Source organism: Acinetobacter sp. YH01004 (assembly GCF_013420455.1).
Lineage (GTDB): Bacteria > Pseudomonadota > Gammaproteobacteria > Pseudomonadales > Moraxellaceae > Acinetobacter > Acinetobacter towneri.
On record NZ_VOXZ01000017.1, the window covers coordinates 16,741 to 35,322 of the forward strand.

At 44.0% G+C, this 18,582-nt stretch carries 14 protein-coding genes; 6 read left to right on the top strand and 8 right to left on the bottom strand.

All coding sequences use genetic code 11. The features are described from left to right. Window positions 1-89 precede the first annotated feature (89 nt). Window positions 90-2,774 (bottom strand): phosphoenolpyruvate carboxylase, encoded by a 2,685-nt coding sequence (gene ppc, locus FTT71_RS11215; RefSeq protein WP_131261313.1) that lies wholly within the window; start codon window positions 2,772-2,774, stop codon window positions 90-92. Window positions 2,775-3,009: 235 nt separating this feature from the next. Then, window positions 3,010-3,624, bottom strand: coding sequence for a TetR/AcrR family transcriptional regulator (locus FTT71_RS11220; RefSeq protein ID WP_019837343.1), 615 nt, complete (start codon window positions 3,622-3,624; stop codon window positions 3,010-3,012). Window positions 3,625-4,037: 413 nt separating this feature from the next. Here FTT71_RS11220 and FTT71_RS11225 point away from each other — a divergent pair, with 413 nt between their 5' ends. From FTT71_RS11225 to dnaJ, 4 genes are all read left to right on the top strand, one after another. Beyond that, entirely contained in the window at window positions 4,038-5,177 is a 1,140-nt protein-coding gene (locus FTT71_RS11225; RefSeq protein WP_180160954.1) for an efflux RND transporter periplasmic adaptor subunit, read from the top strand. A 3-nt stretch (window positions 5,178-5,180) separates the two neighbouring features. Then, window positions 5,181-8,315 carry an efflux RND transporter permease subunit gene (locus tag FTT71_RS11230; protein ID WP_180160955.1) on the top strand — a complete coding sequence of 1,045 codons (3,135 nt, stop codon included), beginning with the start codon at window positions 5,181-5,183 and terminating at the stop codon, window positions 8,313-8,315. Window positions 8,316-8,450: 135 nt separating this feature from the next. Beyond that, window positions 8,451-8,828, top strand: coding sequence for a hypothetical protein (locus tag FTT71_RS11235; RefSeq protein WP_026438412.1), 378 nt, complete (start codon window positions 8,451-8,453; stop codon window positions 8,826-8,828). Between the two features lie 128 nt (window positions 8,829-8,956). Then, a complete protein-coding gene (gene dnaJ, locus FTT71_RS11240) occupies window positions 8,957-10,072 on the top strand; it encodes a molecular chaperone DnaJ (RefSeq protein WP_004970338.1) in 1,116 nt (371 codons plus the stop codon). Between the two features lie 94 nt (window positions 10,073-10,166). Here the strand turns inward: dnaJ and FTT71_RS11245 are convergent, their stop codons facing one another. Then, on the bottom strand, window positions 10,167-10,451 hold the full coding sequence (locus FTT71_RS11245) for a hypothetical protein (RefSeq protein WP_180160956.1): 285 nt from the start codon (window positions 10,449-10,451) through the stop codon (window positions 10,167-10,169). 283 nt (window positions 10,452-10,734) lie between these two features. On the opposite strand from FTT71_RS11245, the gene dapB reads away from it, so the two are divergent. Beyond that, entirely contained in the window at window positions 10,735-11,556 is an 822-nt protein-coding gene (gene dapB / locus FTT71_RS11250) for a 4-hydroxy-tetrahydrodipicolinate reductase (protein ID WP_180160957.1), read from the top strand. A gap of 132 nt (window positions 11,557-11,688) precedes the next feature. Further along, window positions 11,689-12,333, top strand: a complete 645-nt coding sequence (locus tag FTT71_RS11255; protein WP_179988874.1) for an START domain-containing protein — start codon at window positions 11,689-11,691, stop codon at window positions 12,331-12,333. A 92-nt stretch (window positions 12,334-12,425) separates the two neighbouring features. Here FTT71_RS11255 and FTT71_RS11260 read toward each other — a convergent pair whose 3' ends face one another. The 5 genes from FTT71_RS11260 to FTT71_RS11280 form a co-directional block, all read right to left on the bottom strand. Then, the gene (locus FTT71_RS11260) at window positions 12,426-13,865 is read right to left on the bottom strand and encodes a capsule assembly Wzi family protein (RefSeq protein ID WP_180160958.1); all 1,440 of its coding nucleotides are present in this window, start codon (window positions 13,863-13,865) and stop codon (window positions 12,426-12,428) included. Window positions 13,866-14,041: 176 nt separating this feature from the next. Continuing rightward, window positions 14,042-14,416 carry an endonuclease domain-containing protein gene (locus FTT71_RS11265; RefSeq protein WP_136143550.1) on the bottom strand — a complete coding sequence of 125 codons (375 nt, stop codon included), beginning with the start codon at window positions 14,414-14,416 and terminating at the stop codon, window positions 14,042-14,044. 314 nt (window positions 14,417-14,730) lie between these two features. Beyond that, window positions 14,731-16,917, bottom strand: coding sequence for a polysaccharide biosynthesis tyrosine autokinase (locus tag FTT71_RS11270; RefSeq protein ID WP_180160959.1), 2,187 nt, complete (start codon window positions 16,915-16,917; stop codon window positions 14,731-14,733). A 52-nt stretch (window positions 16,918-16,969) separates the two neighbouring features. Then, entirely contained in the window at window positions 16,970-17,398 is a 429-nt protein-coding gene (locus tag FTT71_RS11275) for a low molecular weight protein-tyrosine-phosphatase (RefSeq protein WP_019837353.1), read from the bottom strand. Next, the gene (locus FTT71_RS11280) at window positions 17,398-18,501 is read right to left on the bottom strand and encodes a polysaccharide biosynthesis/export family protein (RefSeq protein ID WP_180160960.1); all 1,104 of its coding nucleotides are present in this window, start codon (window positions 18,499-18,501) and stop codon (window positions 17,398-17,400) included. Before FTT71_RS11280 ends, FTT71_RS11275 begins: the two co-directional genes overlap by 1 nt. Window positions 18,502-18,582 lie beyond the last annotated feature (81 nt).

The following is an 18,582-nucleotide window of genomic DNA, read 5'->3' on the forward strand; positions in this document are numbered from 1 at the left end:
TATGTAGTCATCCGTCCCAAATCATGTTTAAGTGAGTGAATGAGCCACAAGCAGAGCATGACTCTGCTTGTTGTGCTATTCGTTAGGTCTTAACCTGTATTGCGTAAGCCTGCTGCAATCCCTGCAATACTCACCATGAGGGCATGATCGACAGGGGTATGTTCGGCATGCTGTTCTGCCAAATACAAACGACGACGTTTCATCAATTCTGCCTGTAGCAAATGCAGTGGCAATAAATAAGGTTTACGCACCCGCATCGATTGATCTAGCACATCATTGCTGCTGAGCAATTGCGATTCACCTTTAAGGGTCAGTAAAGTCGTCACAGCATCACGCAGACGTTGACGGAGTTGCTCACCGAGTTGTTTTAAGTCTTCGTCATCGGTCAGGTTAGATTCGTAGTACAGGGCAATATTACTGTCGGCTTTAGATAGCACCATTTCTAGCATATCAATTAAAGTCTGGAAATACGGCCAATCGCTGAGCATCTCATCCAAAGTGGCTTTTTGTCCCTGATCGAGCGTTTGGTTAATTGCTGCGCCTGTCCCTAACCAAGCAGGCAGCATTAAACGGATTTGTGTCCATGCAAATACCCACGGAATGGCACGTAAGGATTCAATTCCACCGCTCACTTTACGCTTCGCAGGACGTGAACCGAGTGGCAACATCTGCAATTCCAGCTCTGGCGTAACGGTGCGTAAATATTTCACAAAATGTGGATTTTCACGCACGGTTTGGCGATAGACCTGCACCGAAAGTTCGGTCATGTTATCCATCAACTCGCGCCATTCTGCTTTCGGCACAGGTGGTGGCATCAGCGTCGCTTCTAAGGTTGCAGCGGTGTAGACTTCCAGATTTTGTAAGGCAACCCCTTCAAGTCCAAATTTAAAACGAATCATTTCACCTTGTTCGGTGACGCGGATTGCACCTGAAATAGAACCCGGTGGTTGTGAGAACAATGCTTGTTGTGTTGGTGCACCGCCACGGCTGATGGAACCACCGCGACCATGGAATAAAGTCAGCTGCACAGCATGTTGCTGCGCTACCGCAGTCAGTTCTTCCTGCGCGCGGTACTGCGCCCAGTTGGCAGACATGAACCCTGCATCTTTGGCGGAGTCTGAGTAGCCAATCATCACCTCATGTTTGCCCTGAATATGCTGTTTGTACCAATGCATATTAAATAGGGTATTCATGGTTTGGGCAGCCCCATCCAAGTCTTTCAGGGTTTCAAACAGCGGCACCACACGCAAAGGATGCTGAATGCCCGCTTCTTTTTGCAGCAATAACACTGCCAATACATCACTTGGATATTCCGCCATGGAAATAATATAAGCGCCCAAACTTTCCTGCGGCTGTGCAGCCAAAGTGCGCATGGTGGCAAACACTTCTTGCACATCGGGATGTTGAATCAGGCTTTGTGCAGGTTCTTGCATGAATTTTGGCAATAACGGACGTTTACTTTGTAGCTCTTGAAGCAAGAAGTTCTGACGCGCTTGTTCAGTCCAAGTTTCAAAATTGCCCAAACCTAAATATTCGGTAATGGCAGAAATGGCTTGACGATGACGTCCCGATTCTTGGCGAATATCCAGTTTTAGTAATTCAATGCCGAAACAATTCACACGATGAATTAAATCCAACAATTTGCCGTTCGCAATGTCTGATAATTGGCAAGCCGTCAGCGAGCGATAACACAGCAATAAAGGCTGTAACAGTTCGTCTTTGCTTTTGATGACCAAACTGTCATCAGCCTCTTTGCCTTGCAGTTTCGCTGCTAACCAGTCGCGGGTGGCTTTTAGGCGTTCTCGGGTGTCGCGTAAATATTCACGGTACGGCTCGGCATGGAAATGTCCCAAAGCATCTGCCAATTCTGGGCTGCATTGCTGAATGGAGAGTTCCCAACGCAGGTTTTCAATATCACGTAAATACAGTTCTGCTGCTTTCCAGCGTGACAGCCACAGCACTTCTTGAGTAACTTTATGAGTGACATTCGGGTTACCATCGCGGTCACCGCCCATCCAAGAGGCGAAACGTACAGGTGCAACGCTCAGCGGTAGGCTTTGTCCACAATGTTCCTGCACAATGCTGTCTAATTCACGCATGAATTTAGGCACCGCATTCCACAGGGTTTGTTCGATGGTGGTAAAGCCCCATTTGGCTTCATCGACAGGGGTTGGGCGATGTTGGCGAATTTCATCGGTTTGCCAAGCCGAGCTGATCAGCTGTTTTAAATCTGCCAAAACTGCCTGACGTTCACGTGGTGTCAGTTTTTGCTGATCCATTTTAAACAAGCAGTCATTAATATCGTCATATTTTTGAATGAGGGTACGACGGCTGACTTCAGTCGGATGCGCAGTTAAAACCAACTCAATTTTTAGCTCGCAGACTTGTTGAAAGAGTGTTTCTGCAGAAATTTGGTTGTCTTTAAACTTGATAAATAAGTGATCTAGCGGGTTTGGAGAAACGCCATTTTCATCAAATTCGCTTTGGCGACGGCTCCGCACCACATGATATTGCTCAGCGATGTTGGCAAAATTCAAAAAGTGGGTAAAGGCACGGGTGAGCGGTAAGATTTCATCATCTTCCAGACTTAAAAATAGTTGTTCGAGTTGCTTTTCAGCTTCGGCTTGTCCATCGCGCGCGCCTTTAGATAAAGCACGAATTTGTTCGACCTGATTAAACAAATCTTGTCCTGCGTGTAACTTGAGGGTTTCACCCAATAAGTTGCCAAGTAAGCGTACGTCATCGCGTAGAGGAGCATCAATTTGTTGAATCATTCGTTGTTCTCCATGTTCTGTGTTTTTCTACTCTGTTAAGACTATACCCCGATTTAAATACAATCCAAGCGGGCTATCTACAAAAGTTGCATGGATTTTGCGCATCTGAAGTTATAGTGCCAAGTGGCAGTATTTAGGAGAGAAATACAGGACGGAGATATGAGTCAGTTGATCATTCGTATATGTGTAAGGTGAGAGTTAGATTTCGCATGATGAGGCTGCAAAATTAGCTTGCTCAGCCATAACGCAGCATAAAAATACCAATCGCATCTTCAATAATCTTTTGAGATTGTGCAGCATCGGGCACGGCACGTACACCGAGTAAAACTTCATGGTGACGTAAACCATGCAGTAAGGAAACGATCAATTCAGTTTGCGTTTTTGGTTCATCGGCCTGAATAAACTGCAATTCTACTGCTTGGCGAAAGAAGCTTTCCCACATCGCGCGAAGTTTGGCATGTGAGGCATTGTAAAACTGCAATGCCAACGGATTTTGCTCCGAGGCCAGTTCCATCAGCAAATGTTCTAATTTAATCGCTTCAGGCATATTGACCAAGTTCAAGGACAGTTTACAGGCTTGGTATAAGGCCTGCTTAAAATTGCTATGTGCAGTCAAGTCCAAAGGTTGTGCTTTGAGCAGACTTTCACAGGTTTCTTCAATGGCACAGGAAAATAAGGTGGCTTTGTCTTGAAAGTGGTTATACACCGTTAATTTGGTCACGCCTGCTTCACGTGCAATCTGATTCATACTCGAACCATGAAAGCCCAACTTTAAAAACAAGTGTTTTGCCGACATTAAAATGCGTTGGCGTTTTTCTAAATCTTTTGGTCGTCCGACATGAATCTGCACACGCTCATCCTAATTTGCATCAGTACAACTGGAAAATGACGCTTCAGTTTTAATTAATGTACCCAGTGGTATATTAATTAAAAAATAATCAATTTAATATAGGGGTTTGCACGCACTTCATAAATGGCTTGCGCTGTAGGCTAAAACTGAGCAGATCAGGCATGAAACGCAGGGAATAGCGAGACTATTACCAAGTTTCATAACGCAATCTGGGAAAGTTTTAGCCACAGTCCTTTGGAACAAGCATATTTTTTACTGCTATTACGTTATGAGTCAGTTACTTAGAATGACTAAGTTTCCTGCCTCATGCCTTATATCAGCTAAAAATATGCGCTGTCGCAAACATAGACGAAGTGTCAGCAAACCCTACCGTATTCTGCCCTAAAAAAAACGTTTAAATAAGAGCAAACCTGATGAACACGACTCAGAATCTCATTGCCAGCCTGATGCTGCTGTGCTGTATCACCCTAATTGGATGCAGTAAGCAAAAAACCGAGGTTGAACAGGAAGTCCCTTTGGTGATGGTGACCCAGCCCAGCAGTTTACATCTTGAGCAAAAAAGCTATGCAGGCGAGGTGCAAGCACGTCAGCAAACGGCTTTGGCATTTCGGGTTGCAGGGCAAGTTACACAGCGTTTTGCCGATGTGGGAGATCAGGTCAAAGTTGGGCAAGTCTTAGCAAAACTGGATGTGCAAGATGCCGCATTGCAGCTCAATGCCGCGCGTGCGCAACTGGAAAGTGCGCAATCTGCTGCAAAAATTGCTAGCGATGAGTTACAGCGTTTTCAGCAATTATTACCCATGAATGCCGTCAGTCGCTCGCAATATGATGCAGTCAAAAACCAATATCAACATGCTATGGCACAGTTGAAACAGGCACAGTCCAATTATGCAGTCAGCAGTAATCAAACCGACTATAACCAGTTACGTGCCACAAAAAATGGTGTGATTACTGAACGCAATATTGAAGTTGGGCAGGTTTTAGCGGCAGGGCAGGTCGCTTATCAATTGGCGATTGATGGGGAGCGTGAAGTCGTGATTGGCGTGCCTGAACAAGCGGTGGGTGAAATTCGAGTCGGGCAAGAGGCAACGGTAAGTTTATGGTCACAACCCGATACCCGTTTTGCAGGTACGGTTCGAGAAATTTCCCCTGCGGCAGATCAGTCGCGTACTTTTAAAGTCAAAGTGGCTTTACGTGAAGGCAATGCACAGATTCAATTGGGGCAAAGTGCGCGGGTATTTCTGACTCGCCAAGCCAATCAGGGTTTATATGTGCCTTTATCTAGCGTGTCGGCAACAGGGCAACAAGCTTTTGTTTTGGTCTTACAGCCAGACTCAACCGTGCGCCAAATTCCTGTTACATTGGGCGCTTATGGACGTGACAGCGTGCCTGTACTGAGTGGCTTGCAGCCGCAAAATTATGTGGTGATGGGTGGGGTGCATTTACTGCGTGATCGACAAAAAATCCGCCCAATTAACCGTGACAATCAAGCTGTACAGGCAGTCAATCCTACAGCTCAGGCAGCTCCTGCAGCCACACAGACGGAGCGTTAAAATATGAATTTTAACTTATCCGAATGGGCGCTGAAAAATAAAGGTCTAGTGGTCTACTTGATGCTGCTGTTGGGCATTGTTGGTATTTTTTCCTACTCTAAACTGGCACAAAGTGAAGATCCACCGTTTACTTTTAAAGTGATGGTGATTCAAACCTATTGGCCGGGAGCGAGCGCCAAAGAGGTCTCGTTACAAGTCACTGACCGTATTGAAAAAGAATTGATGAGCACGGGCGATTATGAACGCATCATGGCCTATTCGCGTCCGGGCGAGTCCATGGTGACTTTTATTGCCAAAGATTCTATGCGCTCCAGCCAAATTCCAGATGTTTGGTACAAGGTGCGTAAAAAGGTCAATGACATTCGCCATGAACTGCCACAAGGGGTACAAGGCCCATTTTTTAATGATGAGTTTGGCGACACTTTTGGCAATATTTATGTGCTGACAGGCGCAGACTATGACTACGCCACCCTCAAAGAATATGCCGACCGTTTGCAGCTACAATTACAGCGGGTCAAAGATGTAGCCAAAGTTAATTTGGTGGGTTTACAAGATCAAAAAATATGGGTTGAGTTATCTAACACCAAAGCCGCGCAACTCGGTATTCCTGTTACCGCGATTCAGCAAGCCTTACAACAACAAAACAGCATGGCAAGCGCAGGTTTTTTTGAAACCCATTCAGACCGTATTCAGGTACGTGTCAGCGGTGCGTTGCACAGTGTTGATGAGCTGAAACAAATGCCGCTGTTGGTAAATGGCACCACCATTCAACTGGGCGATGTTGCCGAAGTCTATCGCGGGTTTAGCGAACCTGCCCAACCACGTATGCGCTTTATGGGCGAAAACGGCATTGGCATTGCGGTGTCGATGCGTAAAGGCGGTGATATTCTGGCTTTGGGTGAAAATCTGGAAACAGAATTTGCCCGTTTGCAAAAGACCTTGCCTTTGGGCATGCAACTGCAAAAAGTTTCTGATCAGCCTGTTGCGGTAAAACACAGCGTCAATGAATTTATGAAAGTCTTGGCTGAGGCGGTGATTATCGTGCTTTTGGTCAGCTTCTTTTCATTGGGTTTTCGCACGGGCTTGGTGGTGGCATTTTCTATTCCACTGGTTTTGGCGATGACTTTTGCAGGTATGCATTTGTTTGATGTCGGGCTGCACAAAATTTCACTCGGTGCGCTTATTCTAGCGCTCGGATTATTGGTGGATGACGCCATTATCGCCATTGAAATGATGGCAATTAAGATGGAGCAAGGCTATAGCCGTTTGCAAGCTGCAGGCCATGCGTGGCGAACAACTGCTTTCCCTATGCTGACAGGGACATTGATTACCGCAGCAGGTTTTTTACCCATTGCCACAGCAGCCTCAAGTACAGGGGAATATACCCGTTCAATTTTCCAAGTGGTGACCATTGCTTTGGTGGTGTCCTGGTTTGCTGCCGTGCTATTCGTGCCGTATCTGGGCGATAAATTATTGCCAGATTTTCAGCGTCATGCACAGCGAGCGCCGTGGTATCAACGTCTTTGGGCGCGTTTAGGCAAACAAGCTGAGCCACAGCCTGTGCTACAGCACGCAGGTGAATTACACGACCCTTATCAAACCCGCTTTTATCAAGTGTTTCGAGATTGGGTCAATACCTGTGTGCGCTATCGTAAAACCGTCATTGCAGCGACCGTGGCCATTTTTGTCCTATCCATTGCCATGTTTAAATTGGTACCGCAGCAATTCTTTCCGCCTTCCAATCGGGCAGAAATTTTAGTCGATTTAAAACTCGAAGAGGGTGCATCCTTAACAGCCACAGAAGCAGCCGTTAAAAAAGTTGAAAAGTTTTTAGCACAACAACAAGGCATCGACAATTATGTAGCCTATGTTGGCACAGGTTCGCCGCGTTTCTATTTGCCTTTAGATCAGCAATTACCGCAGGCCAGTTTTGCCCAATTTGTGGTATTGGCATCGTCTTTAGAAGACCGCAATGAAATTCGCCGTAATTTATCTGAACAAATTCGCTTGTTATTGCCAGAGGTGCGTACTCGCGTGTCATTATTGGAAAATGGCCCACCAGTGGGTTATCCATTGCAATTCCGCGTGTCAGGAGAAGACTTGGCACAAGTGCGACAATGGGCACAGCAAGTCGCAGCCACCATCAGTGCCAATCCAAACAGTACCAATGTGCATTTAGATTGGGGTGAGCCGAGCAAAGTCATTCAATTGCAGATTGATCAAGACCGTGCCCGTCAAATGGGGGTGTCGAGTCTGGATTTAGCTAACTTCCTTAATAGCTCTATCAGTGGCGCGGCTATTAACCAGTATCGTGAAAAACGTGAACTGATTGAAATCCGTTTACGTGGTGATCAAACCGAGCGCCTAGATGTCGCATCTTTAAGCAGTTTGGCTATACCGACTTCACGTGGAACATCGGTGCCGTTGGCGCAAATTGCACAAATTGAATACCGTTTTGAAGAAGGCTTAATTTGGCATCGTAACCGCTTACCGACCATTACCGTACGTGGTGATATTCGTAGCAATTTGCAACCTGCAACGGTGGTGGCAGAACTGTCTGAACCGATGGCGGCCCTGCGTGAAAAGTTGCCAAGTGGCTATTTAATTGAAGTGGGTGGCACGGTTGAAGAATCGGCACGTGGGCAAAAGTCAGTCAATGCAGGCATGCCATTTTTCCTTGCCGTGGTGATGACTTTGTTGATGATTCAGCTGCGTAGCATGTCCCGTGCATTCATCGTGTTTTTAACTGCACCGCTCGGCATTATTGGCGTGGTATTGTTCCTGTTGCTGTTTAACAAACCCTTTGGTTTTGTGGCGATGCTCGGCACCATTGCCTTATCGGGCATGATCATGCGCAATTCTTTGATTTTAATTGATCAGATTGAGCAGGATATTCGGGCTGGGGAATCGCAGTGGGACGCGATTATTAACGCTACGGTGCGCCGTTGTCGTCCAATTGTACTGACCGCTTTGGCGGCAGTATTGGCCATGATTCCACTTTCTCGCAGTATTTTCTTTGGCCCGATGGCTGTGGCAATTATGGGTGGATTAATTGTCGCGACTTTATTAACTCTGTTCTTTTTACCTGCGTTATACGCACAGTGGTTTAAAGTGAAAAAAAATCCACATAATCTGTAAAAGTGACATAATAACGGGTGCGAAATTTGGAAAATTTCAATATAGTAGCACCTTATATTTTTCAGCCTTTGCATACGTTACAGCATGCGCCAGATTAAAAAATAAAGCATGGCACAGATGGGGTTAAATCACATTATGAAGCAAGATAACTTGGTAAAGTTTCGCCGTTCCGTTGCGATCTCTTACGTGTTTATGTTTTTTGCTTTATTTACTGTGGTGAGTGGTGCATTGGCGTATTGGTATGCACGAAAAGTGATTGTGGTCGATAGCACTGAAGTCTGGTTACAGGCACAGGCTTTATGGATCATGCGTAATGTGGTGATTTACAGTGTATTGGCATTGTTTGCTGCATTGTGGTTTATTCCATTGGCCTTCTTTCCTTGGGATGCCTTTTTATGGGTCAAAGCCTGCACCGTAGCAGGTGTGGTCTTTGCCGTGATTGCCTTCTTATTTTTAATCAATGCTTGGATTAAAGGGCTATCCAAATTTTTGAAAAATAAAGCCGTATTCTAAGGACTTTTCGCGTGCATTCAGCAGGCAGCTAAAATTTTTAACAGCTTTCCCTTGTAAAACTCAGTTTGACCCCAATTTCAGACTTCAGTTAAGTTTTAAATAGAATTCCGTGAGGAGCATCGCCAGACATGGCTAAACGTGATTATTATGAGGTTTTGGGCGTCTCTAAAACCGCTAGTGATGATGAAATTAAAAAAGCCTACCGTAAGTTGGCGATGAAATATCATCCAGACCGTAACCCGGACAATCCTGAAGCTGAAGAGAAGTTTAAAGAAGCTTCAGAAGCGTATGAAGTTCTGTCAGACAGCGAAAAACGCAGCATGTACGACCGTATGGGCCATCAAGCCTTTGAAGGTGGTATGGGCGGTGGTGCTGGCGGCTTCGGTGGTTTCAGTGCGGAAGATATTTTCAGCCAGTTTGGGGATATTTTCGGTGGAGCCTTTGGTGGGGGGGGGCGTGGCCAGCAACGTCAACGCCGTGGTTCAGACTTACGCTATGTGATGGAATTGACGCTTGAAGAAGCAGTCAAAGGCGTTAAGAAAACCATCACCTTTACAGCACCTGCGCCATGTGAAGCTTGTGATGGTAAAGGCTCGGAAAATCCAAATGATGTTGAAACCTGTCCAACCTGTCATGGTGCGGGTCAAGTACGCATGCAGCAAGGTTTCTTCTCGGTACAGCAAACCTGTAGCACTTGTCGTGGTCAGGGCAAAATTATCAAGAACCCATGTAAAAAATGTCATGGTTCGGGGGTGTCAGACCGTCAACAAACTCTTGAAGTGACCATTCCTGCAGGGGTGGACAATGGCGACCGCGTACGCTTAACAGGTAAAGGTGAAGCCATTCGTGATGGTCAATCGGGCGACCTATATGTAGAAGTGGTGGTGCGTGAGCACGAAATCTTCCAGCGTGATGGTGCTGATCTGTATATGGATGTGCCTGTTAGCATTGCCGATGCTGCTTTAGGTAAGGAAATTGAAATTCCTACTCTAGATGGTCGCGTGAGCCTGAAAGTACCTGAGGGAACACAAACGGGTAAATTGTTCCGTTTGCGTGGTAAAGGGGTAAAACCTGTGCGTACCAGTATGCAGGGCGATTTACTCTGCCGTATTGTGGTGGAAACACCTGTGAATTTAACGGCACGTCAGCGTGAATTGTTAAAAGAGTTGCAGACGACGATGGAAGGTGAGGGCAGTCAGTCATCACCAAAGAAAAAGTCTTTCTTTGATCGTTTGTTTGATTAAGGAAACCTAGGTTAGGTATGTCAAAGCACGACCTCATCTAAACTCAAAAATAAAGGCGATCTTAAGGATCGCCTTTGTTGTATCTGCTGTACTCTTATTCGACTTCAGGTACATCAATCTCTAAAACATCCACCATTTCAGTCGTTGCTGTTTCAACGGTAGTTTGTGGTTGAGCGCTTGCAACAACCCCATGTTCTGCTGCTGTTTCTTCTAGTTCAGGTGTATCAACTTCAACAGCAAGCGGTTCTTGTAGTGTCACGCTAATACGGACTTTGGACAGGCTTTCTAGCGTATCCCCTTCTTGAAGTGCAGGCTCTGCAAATACGGATGCTGTGCTGATGCCTAACAATAATGCCAATACCATGTTCTTCGAATGCATGTAAATCCCCTTTAATTTGTGCAGTTGTTTTCATTCGTGCAGGCTAGTCTGCGCATGCAAGTTTGCAAATTTGTGAAATAAAAACAAAAAATGAGCATTTTCAGATAAATTTTTAGCACCGCTTTGATAAAAGTTTGCCTGAGATATTTAAAGTGATCATCAGCAGCCCAGTCACAGTTGCTTTCCGATAAAAATAAACCCAGAAACTTGGCAGACAAACTTAGTCTAGGCAGCGAGTTTTGATATAGTAAGCACAATTGAGAATCTATTTTAGGAATATGCTATGTCAGCAACTCCACGCATTGGTGTATTAGGCGCAGGCGGCCGTATGGGACGCATCTTAATTCAAGCCGTTCAAGAAGCAGGCTACCAATTGGCAGCTGCAGTCGAACGCCCAGAAAGCAGCCTCTTGGGGGCAGATGCAGGAGAGTTGGCAGGTGTGGGTACACTCGGTGTGAAAGTCGTGGGCAGCCTAGAACAAGTATTAGCTGACTGTGATGTCGTAATCGACTTTACCGCACCAGCTGCTACTGCACAGCACTTAAAGCTTTGTCGTGAAGCAGGCGTGGCAATTGTGATTGGCACCACAGGCATGAACGATGAACAAAAAGCACTCTTAGAAGAATCGGCTCAACAGACCCCAGTAGTGTATGCTGCCAACTATTCAGTTGGGGTAAACGTTTCAATTAAACTGCTGGAATTGGCAGCCAAAGTCTTTGGTGATAGCGTAGATATTGAAGTGATTGAAGCGCATCATCGTCATAAAGTCGATGCACCATCAGGCACGGCATTGATGATGGGCGAGGCCATTGCAGTAACCTTAGGTCGTGATTTAAAACACGATGCTGTTTACTGCCGCGAAGGACACACAGGGCCACGTGAACGTAAAAGTATTGGTTTCCAAACCATTCGTGGTGGTGACATTGTAGGTGAACATACCGCGATGTTTATTGCCGATGGCGAGCGTGTGGAAATTACACACAAAGCCACCAACCGTATGAACTTTGCTGCAGGTGCCGTGCGTGCTGCAGCGTGGGTGGTGGGACGCGAAGCGCGTAAATACGATATGAAAGATGTTCTTGGATTTAACGATATTCAGGCTTAAAAACTGCGCAGGAATCCGAAATAGATAAAAATGACTTGAACAATTTTCAATCTGCCGCTAAAACTAGGGTCTGATGTCATGGATGATGACGCATCAGACCCGATCTAAAACTAAAATAAGATGCAAAATAAAATGAAAAAATCTCTGCTGATGCTTGGGTTAAGCACCTGTATTTGTGCGGCCTCTGCACAAAATATTGAACATGCCAAACTCAGCATACATAAAAACAATATTAAAGTCTGGACCTTTCAACAACAGTCTAGCCCGGTGTTTTTATATAAGGCCGAAACCACCTTCAATGTACCTTTAGAAAAAGCTGCTGCCTTAATTTTAGATGTTGATCATGCCGTGAAATGGGTGCCTTATGTTGGCAGTGTCAAAGTTTTGTCACGCGATGACCAAAAAGGTGAGTTCTTACTATATATGGTGCTGGATTTTCCTTTTCCGCTAAAAGATCGTGATTTGGTGGTCAAAGGCAAAATGAGTAAAGATGCGCAAGGTATGGTTAGTATTCAAAATAAAGCCATTGAGGGGGGCTATCCCTTGAACCCAGATTATGTGCGTATTCAGGATTACGAAGGCGACTGGACCTTTCAGAAATTGGGTAATCACAAAGTCAAAGTCAGTACCTACGGCTATGCTAACCCTGAGGGCTCGATTCCTTTAAGTTTTGTGAATATGTTTGTGCAACAGCAACCGTATCAAATGCTGCAAAAAATGAAAATTGAATTAAGCAAAAGCGGTAGTTATAAGGCGTTGCCTGAAATTTTGCGTTAAATAATTGAGTTGCGCTGAATTTTTAATCTTAGAAAAATGGATGAAATCGGTGTCTATCTCATCCACGAAGTATTTCGGTCTAGCGGGTAGACTTAATAAGAAAATAATCCTTTTTCTAAAGGAAATTCAATGCCAATCGATGCACCACCATCATTGCCATGCACATCTGAATCGCTAATCCAGCCATTCAGTTTAAGTGGAATATCTGGGCGTAAATAGTGTGTCCAAGTCAAATCCAAAGCTTTTAACTGATCTTTTTCTGGGAAAGCTTGGTTGGTTGCGCGGTTTGATTCATTCAATTTGGCAAACAGCATACGTGCATTGACGCGGTTTAGGCGATCTAGACGCATATCACCACCGAGTGAAATCATTTGTCCATCACCGCCAATAGCATGCGCTAAAGGATAGCCATGTTGGTAGAAACCGTGAGTATAGTCGCTGTGATTATAAGTGATACCTTGTGCTTTACCGTTGGTACGGGTGTCAGCCCATTCGGTATAGAGGTGGAACGGCATATTCTGATAGCTTGATGAATAGTCTACCCCAGCCAAATACATTTTTTTTGAAGGTAAGCCGCCTGCTTCATCTTCACCAGCATATTGTGCATAAACACCCATTGGCACTTGTAGCAATGGCTGTAGGTTTAAGCGTGCATCAAAACCTGCAATTTGGTTAGAGGGGTTAGTGGTATCGCCATATACATTATCTTTACCAATAACAGCATCCCAGAATGAATCCAAACTTTCAGGTCGACCTTCACCACCCCACTGGATTGCACGCGATGCACCCAATTCCAAATAAGGCAATGGTTGTGCAGTTACACGTAAACCAATCAATTTGGCATCGGGCACAGCATCATAATCATGCAACTGACCTGCAAAGGCTTGATATTGCCATGGACCAATCCATGATAGCCATTTGTTGCTGAAGGCTTGTTGTTCGGCACGTTGCATGGTTACGCCATAAACTGGGCGGCTAGCATCGCCACGAATTAAACTGCCATCATGTGCAGGACCCCAATATGTTGGAATTTGTCCTGCGATAAGCCATTGATTCCAAAGCTTGGTTGCAATATAGGAACCTTCAACATTGACATCTTGATCGTTATCAATTTGTGGGTCTTTTTCTGCATTGACCCGAATTTTAGCATCCCAGTATTGATTGCCTGCATTGAGTTCCAAGCCTGCTTGATATTGCGCTTTTTGTTGGTCGCCAAAGGCTTGAGGAATATTCTTTTGATCTGTTTCTGCAAAAAGCGAGGCTTTGAGCAGTTGGTTATTGGCATTTAAATGTGCCACCACTGCATCGATGACTTTCTGTTGATTGTTGTTGCTGACTTTGGCTTGAGAAAGCGCACGTTGAATTTCATCACCACTCATAGGCCAAGTTGACGTACTAATTTGAATGACGCCTTGCTGATTTAGCCAGTTTAAATCGGTACGTAAGTTTTGGTCATTTAAGACAATGCCTTGGGCAAAGGTTAAGGATGAGCTTAATGCCAGTGTCGCCAACAGCGCTTTGGGTGCAAACATGCTTATATATTCTCAGCGTTTATAAACTGTAACCAAGATAGGTTTTTGAGTGGATTTTTGCAATGTGAATTGTTGAGTATTGTTGTAAATTTCAACAGAAAATTCTTCTGTAAACGGTGGAGGCTAGCACTAGTAAGGGCTTTGTAATAAATGCTCCCACCCTTTTTAAAGGGAGGCTAGGAGGGATTATCAGCGTGTTGACTTAAAATCACATTTTCAATGGTTTGGACGACTGCATCGAGTTCATGCAAAATTTGTAAATTGTTAAATCTTAACACCGTTAAATTTAACTGTGTTAAAGCTTGATCACGTAATAAATCATACTTTAAGCCTTTTTCGTTCAAATGTTGGCTGCCATCGCATTCAATAATTAAACTTGCCGCAGGACAGTAAAAATCTACAATAAAATTCAGAATAGGCTTTTGCCGGTAAAACTGTAAGCCCAAGAGTTGTTTTTGACGCAGTCGTAACCAGAGTTTTTGTTCTGCTTCGGTCATATTGTTTCTTAACTGTCGTGCGTTATATTTTAAATTTTTGTTATAGGGTTGCATGGTTTTTTATTCTTTGTTTTAAAAAGTGGTTTATTTTTAATTAGCTTTCTTGTGACATACATAGCTCATCTTTTTAGATTTTTTTAATCCCCCTCCATCCCCCTTTTTCAAAGGGGGAAGCTAGCACGAGCATATAGCTCACCTTTTTCAAAGGGGAGGCTAGCACAAGCAGAGGCTTTGTAATGAAACATTCCTCCCTTTTTTAAAGGGAGGTTAGGAGGGATTTTAACGTTGGTGGCTTTTGCTATATATAGCTCACCTTTCTTTGACAAAGGGGGTAGCCTAGCGCCAGCAAAAAGGGTAGATTGAATAAATCAATCCTCATTCTTATTGGCTTTATAGGCATAGGCATAGTTATAACCATAGCCATAACCGCCCGCTTCACGTTGAATATCATTCAAAATAAAGCCGTTGACTTTCACGCCAGCTTGTTCAAAGCGGTTGACAGTCAGTTCAAGCTCTTTCATTTGCGTCTTGGCATAACGTGCCACAACCAAATTCACACCCGCATATTGTGAAATAATAATCCCATCGGTGACCGCAAGAACTGGCGGGGTATCAATCAGAATATGGTCAAACTGACTCGACAAGTGCGTGAGCATGTCTGCAAATTTTTGCGTGCTTAACAATTCTGACGGATTAGCAGGGCTTTTGCCGCGACTGATGATGCTTAAATTTTCAACCTCAGTACTGCGTACAATACTGCCTAACTCTTGCTGACCATTCAGGTATTCGGTTAAGCCAGGCTTAGGGTCATAATTAAAGTATTTGTGCATATAACCACGACGTAAATCGGCATCAATCAATAATACGCGCTTATCACTTTGCGCCAAAATGGTGGCTAGGTTAGTTGAAATAAACGATTTACCCAACTCCGGTGCAGGGCCAGAAATCATAATGATATTGTTTTTGGCACTGCTTAAAGCAAAGTGAATAGCAGTACGCATGCTGCGCAGGCTTTCAATCGCAATATCATCACTGTGTTTCACCGCAAGAATAGGAATATTCTTTTTCTTTTTCAGAATTTTAATACGGCTTTCTTGCACAGGTGAACGTGGCACAGTGGCATAAACAGGTAAATCCAGTTCATTTTCAATTTGATTCGAGTCTTTAATACCTGAGCGCAACATATTACGCAGTAAGGCCAATAATGTGCCCAGAAAACCACCCAAGAAAACGGACAAAATTAAAATTTGTAATTTCTTTGGTTTAATTGGCTCAATCGGCTCTACCGCAGTATCGACAATACGCACATTACCAATTTCACCTGCTTTGGCAATACGCAGTTGTTGGTAAGAGTTAAGCAAGCCTGTATACAGCTGTTGTTTCACCTCAACTTCACGGAACAGTTGTAAATATTGGCGTTGTAATTCTGGCAAGCGTTTGAGCGTGCCGTCTAACTCTGCAATACGTTTATTAATTGCCCCCAATTGCGCATTCATTTGCTGCATGACAGGGTGTTCGTTGGTGTATTTGGCAGCAGCTTCAGCCACTTGTTGCTCTAACTGCGCTTTTTGGGTTTCCAAAGTAATACTTTGGGTTAAATATAACTCAGATTCTTTGGTCACATCGACTGTATTAAACTGTTGGCGGAAACGGTTAAATTCACGTTCTGCCACATCTAATTGTTGTTTTAGTTCTGGGAGTTGATCTTCCAAAAATTTTAAAGTCTGTGCCGTTTCTGCAGTACGACGCTCAATATTTTGTTGGCTATACGCCGCTAAAATGGCATTTAGTACTTGGGTAATGTGTTGTTTGTCTGACCCTTGGTAATTCAGCCCCAACACGCCTGTTAACTTACCTCTTTCTGCCACAGAATAGTCAGCGGTTAAGCTTTTCATGGCAGCAGGTAAGCTTTGTTTTTGGATGTTATAGGCAGCGTTAAAGCTGTCTTGACTAAAAATAGCGACTTTCCACACCCCAAATTCAGACTGTAATTGACTGACTTGGTTTAAAGGTGCAGAAAAAACGACCTGTTCGGTTTCTTCATCGGTCAGGCTGTATTTGCCTTGTGCAAATTTTAAAATTAAGTTTTTATCTTGAAAATATTGCGGGATATCGAACTGGCGAATATCAAAACTTTTTTGATTGTCTTTAAATAGCACTGACTGAGATGAATATTCACTGTCATATTCATGCTTGGCAATTAAACGATTCCAGAAACTGTCTTCTGTACCCGAAACGCGAATATTTAAATTTAGATGATCAATCACGTTACCCAACACCAAACGTGATTTTAAAATTTCAATTTCAGCTTGTGCAGGTGATTTCTGCTCAATCATATTGGACAGATCACCCAATAACGCTGCAGAGGCCCCTTTGCTGTCTTCGACCTGTACCAAAGCATCTACTGCATAGGTGTCTGGTGTGGTTCTTAAATACAATAAAGCGCAGACAATACTGAGTAGAACGCAAAGGGTAATCATTTTCCATTGTGCGATTAAGGAAAAAAATAATTCCTTTAAATCAATGGTGTCTTCGGTGTTGGCGGTTTGGCTCATAGTTTAAATATCAAAAAAAGTAGAATTTTAAAAAAAGCTGAATATCAAGAAACTAGATATATTTTTTCCAGTCGGCAATGCAGGCTTGAATTAACGCACAGGTTTCATCAAATACGGCCTGATCGTGCTGATAGGGGTCGGCCACGTTTTTACTTTGCCAGTGTCCCAATCTAAAGGTTTTGCCTTTGGCAAAGGGCCAAGTTTGTTCCACATGCTTTTGTTGATTTTGGCTCATCACCAAAATCAGGTCGGCTTTTTTAATTAAGTCTGCATTGAGTTTTTTTGCCACGTGTGGACTCATGTCAATGCCGTGACGTTGCATACATAAACGGGCTTTGTCATCGGCTGCATGACCCACTAAGCCTGAAATACCTGCAGATTCAATTTGTAAGTGTGGATACTGCTGTTTTAAAAAGTATTCTGCCATGGGGCTACGGCAAATATTGCCAATACACACCACCAAAATGTGATTAATTTTCATTAGTTCCCCAAACGATCTAGGTTATATAAAGCATTTGAGAATGGAATAATTTGGTTAACCACACGTTGCCAGCGGGCCAAGCCTGAAGCATCGACATAGACAATATCATTGCTGCGCATTTTAAATTGATTGGCGAGGCCAAAATCGGCAATGCTGGTTAAATCCATGTGATAGACTTCGGTATGTGCTGCATTCGGCTGGCTACGGACCACATAAATTTTACTGCGGCTGGCAGACAGTGGGTTTAAGCCCAAGCTTTCACCCAATACATCGCTTAAGCTCATGCCTTGATCACGCATAGGGAGCGATTGATTTTTACCCGACTCACCCATCACATAAATTTTTTGGTTTTCACGGTTGTTGACATACAAGGTGTCATTCGGCTGAATGAGTAAGTTGTGCAATGACAAGCCTGCTTTTTCCAACTCTACGGTATTGAGTTGATAGCTACGCCCCTGACGCACTAAAGTCATAGAAGCATTGTCACCTTGTTGAGCATTGACCCCACCTGCCATACCTAGTGCGGTATAGACACTCACAGGTTGATCATTTAAATAGAATTGCCCGCCTTTCATGACATTACCTTGTACCGAGTATCGCTGTCCTTGGTAAGACAAGACTCGTACAATCACGTCTGGGGTTTTTAAATAACGTGCCAATTGACTGCGCAACTCACGATTCACTTGCGCTAAAGATTTACCTGCAGCTTTATAACGCCCGATAATAGGAAATTGAATATAACCCTGTGAGTCAATTTGATAACCATTGGACTCAACGGCTTTTTCGTTACTAATGGTATTGGTTGGTGGTGTAATTTCAGGATATGCCCATAAATAAATAGAAAGAATATCGCCTGAACTTAAGGTGTATTGACGCTGTGGTGTATGAAATAAATGTGCATAGTCTTGTTGAATATTGTGTACTGCAGGCTGCACCGCAAGCATTGAGTCTTGGGTGAGTTTAATTACATTGACCGCTGTGCCCAAGTCGGTGGTATAGACCCCTTCATTTGGTAAGTCATAAGTTTGAAAGCCAGAGGTGATAGCACACCCCGTAGTGGCAATGCCACATGCCAATAAAACAGCCAGTTGAAAGTGTCGCACGCGAGATCCCATTATTAATTTTTTAAAATCGTTTTGGATAAATTGCTGTCATTTTACCGAACTTGTGAAAGAGGTGTATAG